The organism is Ignavibacteriales bacterium (assembly GCA_026390595.1).
In the GTDB taxonomy this organism is placed as follows: Bacteria; Bacteroidota; Ignavibacteria; order UBA10030; family UBA10030; genus UBA9647.
In genome coordinates, this window is record JAPLFQ010000006.1 from 114,074 (window position 1) to 123,518 (window position 9,445).

At 51.6% G+C, this 9,445-nt stretch carries 10 protein-coding genes; 1 reads left to right on the forward strand and 9 read right to left on the reverse strand.

The features are described from left to right. Positions 1-250 precede the first annotated feature (250 nt). The 3 genes from NTU47_02375 to NTU47_02385 form a co-directional block, all read right to left on the reverse strand. Complete coding sequence (locus NTU47_02375) at positions 251-1,714, reverse strand: hypothetical protein (GenBank protein MCX6132634.1); 1,464 nt, start codon at positions 1,712-1,714, stop codon at positions 251-253. A 693-nt stretch (positions 1,715-2,407) separates the two neighbouring features. Then, complete coding sequence (locus NTU47_02380; GenBank protein MCX6132635.1) at positions 2,408-2,977, reverse strand: plasmid pRiA4b ORF-3 family protein; 570 nt, start codon at positions 2,975-2,977, stop codon at positions 2,408-2,410. 87 nt (positions 2,978-3,064) lie between these two features. After that, positions 3,065-4,222, reverse strand: coding sequence for a PDDEXK nuclease domain-containing protein (locus tag NTU47_02385; protein ID MCX6132636.1), 1,158 nt, complete (start codon positions 4,220-4,222; stop codon positions 3,065-3,067). 327 nt (positions 4,223-4,549) lie between these two features. On the opposite strand from NTU47_02385, the gene NTU47_02390 reads away from it, so the two are divergent. After that, on the forward strand, positions 4,550-4,855 hold the full coding sequence (locus NTU47_02390; GenBank protein ID MCX6132637.1) for a hypothetical protein: 306 nt from the start codon (positions 4,550-4,552) through the stop codon (positions 4,853-4,855). 114 nt (positions 4,856-4,969) lie between these two features. Here NTU47_02390 and NTU47_02395 read toward each other — a convergent pair whose 3' ends face one another. From NTU47_02395 to NTU47_02420, 6 genes are all read right to left on the reverse strand, one after another. Continuing rightward, complete coding sequence (locus tag NTU47_02395) at positions 4,970-5,212, reverse strand: hypothetical protein (GenBank protein MCX6132638.1); 243 nt, start codon at positions 5,210-5,212, stop codon at positions 4,970-4,972. Then, the gene (locus NTU47_02400; protein ID MCX6132639.1) at positions 5,209-6,006 is read right to left on the reverse strand and encodes a nucleotidyl transferase AbiEii/AbiGii toxin family protein; all 798 of its coding nucleotides are present in this window, start codon (positions 6,004-6,006) and stop codon (positions 5,209-5,211) included. Before NTU47_02400 ends, NTU47_02395 begins: the two co-directional genes overlap by 4 nt. Continuing rightward, complete coding sequence (locus NTU47_02405) at positions 6,000-6,977, reverse strand: hypothetical protein (protein ID MCX6132640.1); 978 nt, start codon at positions 6,975-6,977, stop codon at positions 6,000-6,002. Before NTU47_02405 ends, NTU47_02400 begins: the two co-directional genes overlap by 7 nt. A 69-nt stretch (positions 6,978-7,046) precedes the next feature. Continuing rightward, positions 7,047-7,448 carry a hypothetical protein gene (locus tag NTU47_02410; GenBank protein ID MCX6132641.1) on the reverse strand — a complete coding sequence of 134 codons (402 nt, stop codon included), beginning with the start codon at positions 7,446-7,448 and terminating at the stop codon, positions 7,047-7,049. Positions 7,449-7,600: 152 nt separating this feature from the next. Next, on the reverse strand, positions 7,601-8,677 hold the full coding sequence (locus tag NTU47_02415; protein MCX6132642.1) for a Fic family protein: 1,077 nt from the start codon (positions 8,675-8,677) through the stop codon (positions 7,601-7,603). A gap of 293 nt (positions 8,678-8,970) precedes the next feature. Further along, positions 8,971-9,445: T9SS type A sorting domain-containing protein (locus NTU47_02420; GenBank protein ID MCX6132643.1), on the reverse strand; the 475-nt coding region annotated here is incomplete at its 5' end.

Sequence of the window (9,445 nt, forward strand, 5' to 3'; positions counted from 1 at the left end):
CCCGGTCGGCACGAGCGGCATGCTTGCCGTCGTAATCATCATTGTCATTGCGATTCTCGTCGTCATGGTGCTGGTGATTGTCATGGTGGGTGCGGGCGGCATCGGCATGACGGGTAGAGGAGTTGGAGACTCTGAGTGAAGGATCGGGGTGGCCAGAGGCGACCCCGATTTGTCAGAGGTGTTACGCCGCCTTGGACTCCGATCCAGATTTATGCTCACGTCGCTTGGACTAAACTGCAGCTGCGATTTGCTATGGCTTGAAATGCTCATTGAAGATCTCACGAATAGACCCGAGGTTGGCTTGATGCAGTTTTGAATCAATATCGGCGCCGCTGTAAAAACGAATGGGTTGCTTCTGATGTTCCTTTTGCACTTTCTCGATCAGCGTCGTCGCTTGTTCGTCGTAGCCTGACGAACTATAGAATTCAAATCTCTTCACCTGCGGGAGGGAATCAGCACGATTCAGCCAGCCTTTGATCCTTGTGAGAGGCGTGGCGAGCCATTCAGTTATTTCTGCCGCCGTGACTTGATTGTTGGGCAACTTTGCTTTGCATTCTATGCAGACCACCTCGTTCGGCTTCACAGCCTTGATATCTATTTCCGCAGGCTTCCTATCAACAGGAGAAACTATCTGTTGACGCATATCTATGTTGTACCCATCATTAGAATATAGGCGAGCAACAATGAACTCCAAGAGAACCCCTCGGAGGTTCAGCGAAGCACCTTCGATGCGAGCGATCCGTTTCAGAAGAGCGAAAACGTTCTCAGGATCATTCACGACAGCTGCAGCGGCATTCTCAATTGTCAGGATGAGTTGGCGAAGGTCATGGGCTAGTTCCTCGCCAAAGAACGTTGCCGGACGGGCCAAGAGTATGCCCCGTTTTCTCAGTTCATTGAGTGCGTCGGTAGCGTAAGAGTCCGCTATCAGCATAGCAATGAATCGGCGATGTCTTTGATGCAATAACACATCAACTTTTGAGAGGAATGGTGTTAAGTCATCGCGCGATATTTGTCGATCTAGAATAAAATCGGCGACGATGAATCCATTGATCTTTCTCCGTTCGGCCCAATCTGTCAAACCGGTAAGGTAACTTGGCCCTACAATATCCCACTGAAATGGGCCGAATTGTGGACCTTTAATTCCTCTGACAGCGGTTGTGCCAAATGACGTTGCCGCGGTTTTTGTTAGCCAATCGTGGAAAGATGAAATTACCACCGATTCTACTATGAGCAATGCCTTATGATGAGTCGAAAGCTCGGAAATAGTTGACAGGGCGATGAGGTCTTCTCCGCCGGCACTGAATCGATTTAAAATGCCGTTATTCACCAACGTTTCCTCTACATGACAGTGCATCAAATGACCTTTGGATCTTCGAATGGGTAGGCCCGAGAATGTTGGAAAAAGATTCACCGGCATGATGCCACCGCGCGTGTTGAGTCCATTTATTGCGTTTGCGTAAGCGCCGTTCGTGCTTTTCAGAATTTGGGCCAACTTCTGATGAAACTCCTCAGTTTGAAGGTGTTCGTCAAGAAAGAGAATGCTCTCACGGTTTCTCAGTCGGACGCCGCCCAGCCGCCTGACGTCAGTGCCGACGCGGCTAATTCTTTTCCTGGCAGCGTCGTTGGAAACTCCATCTCGGCTCACAAGCTCGGCGCACAAAGTTGAGGAGAGAGATGGCCCTAGCGTTCGAAGAAGCTGCTCAATAGTAGTCATTTCATGTCACATCACGCTATTTATAACAAAAATATCTTACACGTCTCAATCCGTTTTTTGTGATCAGGCCTAACACAATAGAACACAGCCATTTAGGATGATCTCTCAAGGCAAAACTGCAGATTGAGTTGTCCGTGATGGCGTTCGGCAGTTCGCTGTTACCCGTTGCAGCCATAAATTGAAGGTAACCGTGGACTCAGTCATGAGCATTCCGAACCCTCGTGGCCTGCCACGTGGTTTCTATTGCCATGATCATCTTTGAAAAATAATCCCAGAAGTTCGTCAGCATCCTAGACTAGAAGGGCTATTCTCCATTGACGCCAATCTTTGCGTGAAAATCAATGTCCGGAAAATACGTACAAAGGGGTGTCGGTACTAATACGTACAAAGCGTAAGACGTTAGACGGGAGAAGGGAGACGGGGGGATTGGCAGATAGCGGCTTGCAGATGGCAGACTGAGGAGGGAGTATCAAGTATAGAGTATGCGGGTAAATGAGTAGGGAGAGCAGGAGATTGCAGTTCGCAGCTGGCAGATGAGAGAATTCTGACGGCAGATAAGGAGGATTGCCTTGGGTCGAGCAGAAAAAGAAACCGAGAATGGTTCCTGTCAACGTTGATCCAACAAATCGGAGTGGCGAGCATCGCACATTCCGAGGCAGAAATTCCGAATCGGGAGCGTTCGCCAACCGGGTTTCATCTCATCCTTTTCAATCTGGCATTGATCGCATCGAGATCGAACTGGTCCGGATCGAAATCCCCGGCCCATTCCACAAGATCGCGCTCATCGGCGGTCTTCGGTCCCGAGAGAGCTGACAGGAGCATCTCGTAACCCGGTATTCCCCCGCAATCCTCCGGTGGACAGGCGCGCTCGCCCGCCAGACAGACCGGATAGCGTTTATCGGTCTCGGGCTCAGCGATCTTTTCAACCATGAGCTCGTGTTCCCATCCATCACCAAAATCATAGATGTACTTCAGGCGATCCTTTTCATCTTGTGCCACCCCACGAAGATCCACTTTCTTCACATCGAGCATTTTGCCAAGGTAATCCGGGCTCGGCTCGCCAAACGAAACCTTTCCGGCCCTGAACTCGTGCAGGTGGGCGTCCTCCCACCCCATGACTATTTGGAGAACCTGATGGAGCTTGCTGAGCTTTGTGTCGCCTGCGACAAGAAATCTTCGCCATATTGGTGGTTGGATATCGTCGAGGACTATCTTCATCTGATAAATGGAAGACTGCGAGAGAACTTTAGGAGCTTTTGGCATACGCTGGTTTCCTTACAGTATTTGTGCAACAGCTTGTTGCACAAACGATCACCTCACACGTTTCACCGATCGTGGATACGTTAAAGTTCACTGCCCCCCACGACTGAGCTTCTTTCTTGTGGTTTCGATCTCGCGGATGAGTTTTTTCTCATCCGGCAACACCAGCTTATACTCTGCTGCAAGCACCTTGTTGGGCAGGCCTTCAAGAGCGTACTTTGCAACGGCAGAGTCTTTTTCAGCGCACAGTATCAGTCCCACCGGAGGATTCTCACCATCATTGACCCAATGTTCCCGTGCATAGTTGAGGTAGAGATGCATTTGTCCGGCGTCTGCATGTGTGAACTTGCCGACCTTCAGATCGATAACGACGAGGCACTTCAGCTTACGATGGAAGAAGAGCAAATCGACACGGTACCATTCGTTTCCGACTCTGAGTCGTTTCTGTCTGCCGATGAATGCGAAGTCGCCGCCGAGCTCCAGGAGGAAACGTTCCAGGTGAAGAATCAACGCCTGTTCAAGCTCATTTTCTGAGTATTCGTCCTTAAGCCCGAGGAATTCCAGGACATATGGATCTTTGATTTCTTCTTCGGGTGTGAGCTTGTCTCCGGGTTGAGGCTTTGAACCTTTCGTCAGCATTGCCGCCTTGTTCCTGGAGAGGGCCGTCCGCTCGAAGAACTGCGCTGCAATCTGCCGATCCAACTGCCGGACTGACCATCCACCGCGGATGGCTTCGGATTCGTAGAAGGCACGTGCCTCAGGAGACTTGACGGAAAGGAGGCGAACGTACTGTGACCATGGGAGGGGAAATGCAACGCTAAGTTCTTCAAGCGTAAATTGTGCAGACGGGATCTGCATTTTCGCTGTCATCGCAGCCTCAGAATGTGCAGACAGCGTCTGCACAATTCCGGAATTGCCAGACAACGTCTGTCGTATGTAACCTGGGTTCCAGTCCAGGAAGAAAGCCCTGATCTGAAACAGATTTCGCCGACCAAACCCTCGACCGAACCGGTTTGTCAGATCCTCAGCCAATCTATCGATGACTTGTTCCCCGTACGCTGCCTTTCCGTGTCCCTGCTGTTCAAACTCCACGATCCTGCGCCCGATCTCCCAATACGTGGCTGTGAGGATGGCGTTGATGGCTCGTGCACCTGATCGCCTTGCCTGCTGCAGCAGGTCGGTGACGGAGGACAAAAGGCCATCGTACTGGCTGCCGGTTGGCAGCTGTTGTGTTTTCTTCTTTGTCATAACTATCGGATCATTGCTTTGCTGTCCTGAATATCTCCCGCGATCGCCCTGCAGCGAAGACAGAGGGCGGGTTTTCGAATGCGGAAGTGGCGTTGCCTTCCACATTTCCTGCCAAATGAGGAAAAACATTGCCTGAAAATCAACGTGCGGAAGACACGTACAAAGGGGTGTAGGTGGAAGTACGTACAAAAAAGTGAGACGTAAGATGGTAGATGTGAGACGGTAGAACGAAGAAGGGAGACGGTAGACGTAAGAAGTATGTGTGTAGATGAGTATTGGAGTGATTGGCCTTGTTAGATGGCTGATTGCAGCTGGCAGACGGCAGACGTGAGCAAGTTTCATCCTTTTCAGTCTGGCATTGATTGCATCCAGATCGAACTGGTCCGGATCGAAATCGCCGGCCCATTCCAGCAGATCGCGTTCATCGGCGGTCTTCGGGCCCGAGAGGGCCGTCAGAAGCATCTCGTAACCCGGTATTCCCCCGCAATCCTCCGGGGGGCCCCGATCGAATGCATCCCGATCTACAACACCCCGAAGAAGAGCTTCGGGATAAATCGGGACCCCGAAGGAAGAGTTCAGGGTAAACCCCGACATTCCTTCGACTCGTTGCACTCGCTCAGGACGTCGGGGTAAACAAGTCGGGGTAAACATGCGCGCTCGCCAGCGAGACAGACCGGGAAGTGTTTGCCGATTTCGGGCTCAACGATCTTTTCAACGATGAGGTCGTGTTCCCATCCATCACCAAAATCATAGATGTACTTCAACCGATCCTTCTCTCCTGTGCTCGTTCGTTAGGGAAGATGTCAGGATGACTCGAGGGATCGTCGTCGAGTTGAGCGAAGATAACCGCCCTAGCTGCAGCAAGTGGTCGGCGAGCCCGCCAATAGTGAGGGGTTTGAGGTGCCCGCGTCTTGGGACGGGCTCTTCTTCTCTGGCAGTCTTGTTGACGATGTCAAGCGGAAGGCCGACAGCGATGAGTTTCTTCTTCATACAGCCGTTGCTCCTTCTTGCGAGGCGGATTTCCAATCCGTAATCCGGTAGAACTTTGCCAGCGTGTTCAGAATAGAGGCTTTGTCCTGGCCTTCGATTCCAAGCGATTTGAGATCGATCTCTTCCCTCTCCATCACCTTTAGGAATTCCCGCATGTCAGCTTGGATGTTGCCGGGGATTAACAAGGACAGATCGGGCTCGACCAAACGATACAGCCTGAAGACATCTCTTTTGTGCTTCTTGATGTCATTTCCCTTGACCTCTTCTCCCTTTGTCTTTCGCGCAGTCAGATCGAGGAACGCCCGTGCTTTCAGGAGGATCAGGTTCTCGGATCGCACCGTGGGTATGCCGGAAACTTCAATCCGTCCTTCTTTCAAAACTCCATAGTAGGCATCGTCGAGAAGGATCGCCGACATGCTCGCGGCTGTGCCGTCAGGTGAAATGGGCGCGATGTGGGCAACTTCGGGGAGCTGCAATTCCTCAGGCTTTCTTGAGAAGAGCTCAAGCTGGGCCGGGTAGCCATCCACACGCGGAGAGTTGAATCGATAGAATATCGGCCGGCCGCTGCTCTTCTCCAGAATTTCATAGTTGCCACGGCGGATGAAATCCCACAGCGCGGTGGGAAACCTACTATCAAGTGACTCAACGCAGAGTACGATGTCGAGATCTTCTGTAGCCCGAAAGGGGAGTCCGGCTTCTTCGTGCAGCACGTCGCACGCCGCTCCACCGATGAGAATATACTGATCGCGAAGAGAGCTGAAATGCTCGGCGAAGAGTGCAAGTCCCTCTACCATTGTATTTCCTCCATCATTCCCTCAAGCGCGGCGGTAGTCCGTTCATCATCTTCATCCTGCAGAGAGAGGTACAGAGAAAGGCGGTCGACAATCCCTTGCGCTGCGAACAGCTCGGGACGGTAGGTCCACAATTCCACCTGGTTGACGCCAGAGTCTGCAACCGGAACAACTTTCAGGTCCTTCCGGATTTCTCTCCATCTCTCAATCGCGCATGCATACGCCGGGATTGCCGGTTTTGCGATCATTGAATAGAGCGCAAGGGCGGTTAATCCGGCCTTGTTCATTTTTTCGCGGAGTCCAGCCTGCTCCACATATATACGCGCACGCACGGGGGAGCGCATCAATGGCATAGCCTTCTCCCATAGCTCCTTCCCCTTCATACCAATGGTGAGCTGGCGGTTCTTCTTTTTCGCGATCTGCTCACCAATCCCAAGTTGCTGCAACTCTGCAAACGCGCGCGTCATCGTCATGGGGGTGTAGTGAAGCCGGCGCGCCATTTCGCCCGGGTTCATCGGCACTGTCGCCCCCGTGTGAAGTACGTGCAGCATCAATGCCTGAGTCGAAGGGCTCATCACCGCTCGTACCTCGGGTTCTTCTCCGAACCGTTCGCGCAGATCGATACAGAACATGGGGAGATAGAGCTGGTTGCCCGGAATGACAAACGGCACCTGGTGCATGATCAGGCGATGCCGGTTGTGGCTGGTGATTTTCGGCCGCATGTACACCACCGGGAGGCTCGCTCGTTGCTCAAGCTGGGCTAATTGTTTCTGAAGCGCGACCGGGGGCCTCTCCTCCCTCTTCTTGTCGGAAGCGAGAAGAAAGATTTTTTTCTTGAGATCTACTTCATAGAAGTCATAGGCCTCTCGGAGGTATAGGGGTAATCCCGCGGCGTTGTTCCACGCGACCGCCTCTGTTTTGATCCCGAGAACTTGCTGGCAGTACAGCTCGAATTTTCTGATGAGCGGAGTCATTTGATGGCCTTTAATAACATCTATATTGCATAATAACATAGATGATGTTATTATGCAAGTAAAATGTTATTAACTTCGCAGGAGGAAACTGGGGGAAAACCCTAAAAATAGACCAAGAACGGCTTTGACACCGGCAACGATGCCCGTCCAGCCAATTCCGAAAAGCTCTAGTTGACGCTGGTTATACCAAAGTCGGCTCACACTGCGAGGGACGCCTGACATAAGGGAGGGTCGTTTCATTGCATCGAGATCGAACTGTTCCGGATCGAAATCGCCGGCCCACTGCACCAGATCTCGCTCATCGGCAGTCTTCGGTCCCGAGAGAGCTGGCAACAGGAATGAGTATCCACCGATTCCCCCGCAATCTTCGGGCGGACCCCGATTGAATGCATTTCGATCGGCAACACCCCGAAGAAGAGCATCGGGATAAATCGGGACCCCGAAGGAAGAGTTCGGGGTTAACCCCGACATTCCTTCGACTCGTTGCACTCGCTCAGGACGTCGGGGTAAACAAGTCGGGGCAAACAGGCATGCTCCCCCGCAAGACAGGCCGGATGGTTTTTGGCCGATTTTGATGTCTCGGTGGCCGCTTGGATAACAGAAGTCATTGCCTCAGCCTCGACTCACGCCTTGAGTAGTTTCAAGAGCGGCATGTTCGCGTAAAGATGGTACTTCCCCACGTAACTCTCTTTGAGGACCTTACCGCTTGCAAGCTCTACAAGGTAACGGCTCGCCGTCCGGTAGTTCACATCCAACTTCTTGCCAAGGTTCACCGGTGTGATAATAGGAAGAGCGAACATAGCTTCAACCAATTCAGCCGAGTAGATTTTCCGATGCTTCTGCTTGAGGTGTTCTCGTGTCGTCTCCAGCAGCTCCATGATCTTTAGGAGCGTTGTTTTGGTTTCCCTCGCCTGCTGGTGAAATCCCTTGAGCATGTAGAAAATGAAGTCGTGCCAGCCTTCATCCGTCCGAACTGTCTGGAGCAATCTGTAGTACTCGCTCCGGTTCTTATTGATGTACACGCTTATGTAGAGGATCGGAAGAGACAACAACTCCTGCTGGATCAATTGCAGGACCATTAGAATTCTGCCGGTTCTACCATTCCCATCGCCAAACGGATGGATAGCCTCGAACTGGCAGTGTGCAATCGCCGCCCTGACAAGTGGATCAATGCCATCATGATCCTTGTTAACAAATTGCTCCCAATTGCTGAGCAGTCGAGGGAGTTCGTTTGCCGGTGGAGGTGTATAGATGACTGTCCCCGAAGAGCTGTTCGCAATGCGGTTTTGTGTCTTGCGGTAGTCCGGGCTCTGATCGGGCATCAGTTCTTTGTGTATGCCAAGAATCAATCTCGTCGAGATCGGAATCTTCTTCAGGCTTTTGAACCCCCACATAATCGCATCCCTGTATCGAAGGACCTCCTTATCGGATGTCTTCTGCTCAGCTTCCGGGAAAAGTTGAGCCTGCAGAGCTTCCTCCATCGTCGTGTTGATATTCTCGATGTTAGAACTTGCCACCGATTCCATTATGACAGCAGGAGACAGCAGCAGCAAGGGATTTGGGAGTGAGTACGAGTAGCCATTCAGCTCGCCCAGCTCCGTGCGTGTCTTCAGCATAATATCCACGAACTGCTCGTGCCTGAGGTTCAGCGCAGGTGGGAGCAATGGCAGGTCAAACGGACGATTCGGATCGAATTTCATATGCCTCCGGTAATTCGTAGACAGAGTGTATGTAACAAAGATAGCAAAAAACGAACATATCGCAAGCCATATGTTAGGTTCGGTTACATATCAGGAAAGGGCCTATTGCACGTTTGAGTGGGATGTTTTAGGGGCAAAGTTGAGGATTTGGTCTGAGAAACTGAAAACAGGAAGGTAGATTGCGAGAATATGGAATCGGGGTGGCCGATTCAAGCCACCCCGATTTGCTTGGCCGGGTTCGACACCTGTCTAACGTCAAGAAACGGGACAGATCCCTCAGTTGTCACCAGATACTACTTCAAAAGTAGCATCTTTTTCGCTTGGAATGAGCCGCCAGCTTTGAGTTGATAGAAGTAAGTACCGCTTGAAACCTGCTGAGCCGAGTTGTCTCTTCCATCCCACATTACCCTATGATTTCCTGCGCTGGTTATTTCGCTAACCAGCGCCCTCACCAACATTCCGAGGGAATTGTAGATACCGATCTCTACTTTCGCCCGGCTAGTCAAATGGTATTCGATGGTAGTGCTAGGATTGAACGGGTTGGGATAGTTCTGATCCAAGAAGAAGGACTGCGGCAAATTCGAGCTGCCAACCGATGTCAATTGCGTGGATTCCAGTGCCTTGTTGTAGATCCGGATTTCATCGAGATCACCTTTGAAGAACCGGGAATTGTTTCGCTCTGTGCCGATAACGAGGTTCTTGGTATTGGTGAATGACAGGCCGTAAAGAGCGTGAGAGCTTTCCTTTTCGATCTGACCGTCCACAATG

Coding starts and splice junctions, on each gene's coding strand:
- NTU47_02400 (MCX6132639.1), bottom strand. CDS start 6,006: ATGGTAGAGGGACTTGCACTCTTCGCCGAGCATTTCAGCTCTCTTCGC.
- NTU47_02415 (MCX6132642.1), bottom strand. CDS start 8,677: ATGAAATTCGATCCGAATCGTCCGTTTGACCTGCCATTGCTCCCACCT.
- NTU47_02395 (MCX6132638.1), bottom strand. CDS start 5,212: ATGAAGAAGAAACTCATCGCTGTCGGCCTTCCGCTTGACATCGTCAAC.
- NTU47_02375 (MCX6132634.1), bottom strand. CDS start 1,714: ATGACTACTATTGAGCAGCTTCTTCGAACGCTAGGGCCATCTCTCTCC.
- NTU47_02405 (MCX6132640.1), bottom strand. CDS start 6,977: ATGACTCCGCTCATCAGAAAATTCGAGCTGTACTGCCAGCAAGTTCTC.
- NTU47_02385 (MCX6132636.1), bottom strand. CDS start 4,222: ATGACAAAGAAGAAAACACAACAGCTGCCAACCGGCAGCCAGTACGAT.
- NTU47_02410 (MCX6132641.1), bottom strand. CDS start 7,448: ATGTCGGGGTTAACCCCGAACTCTTCCTTCGGGGTCCCGATTTATCCC.
- NTU47_02380 (MCX6132635.1), bottom strand. CDS start 2,977: ATGCCAAAAGCTCCTAAAGTTCTCTCGCAGTCTTCCATTTATCAGATG.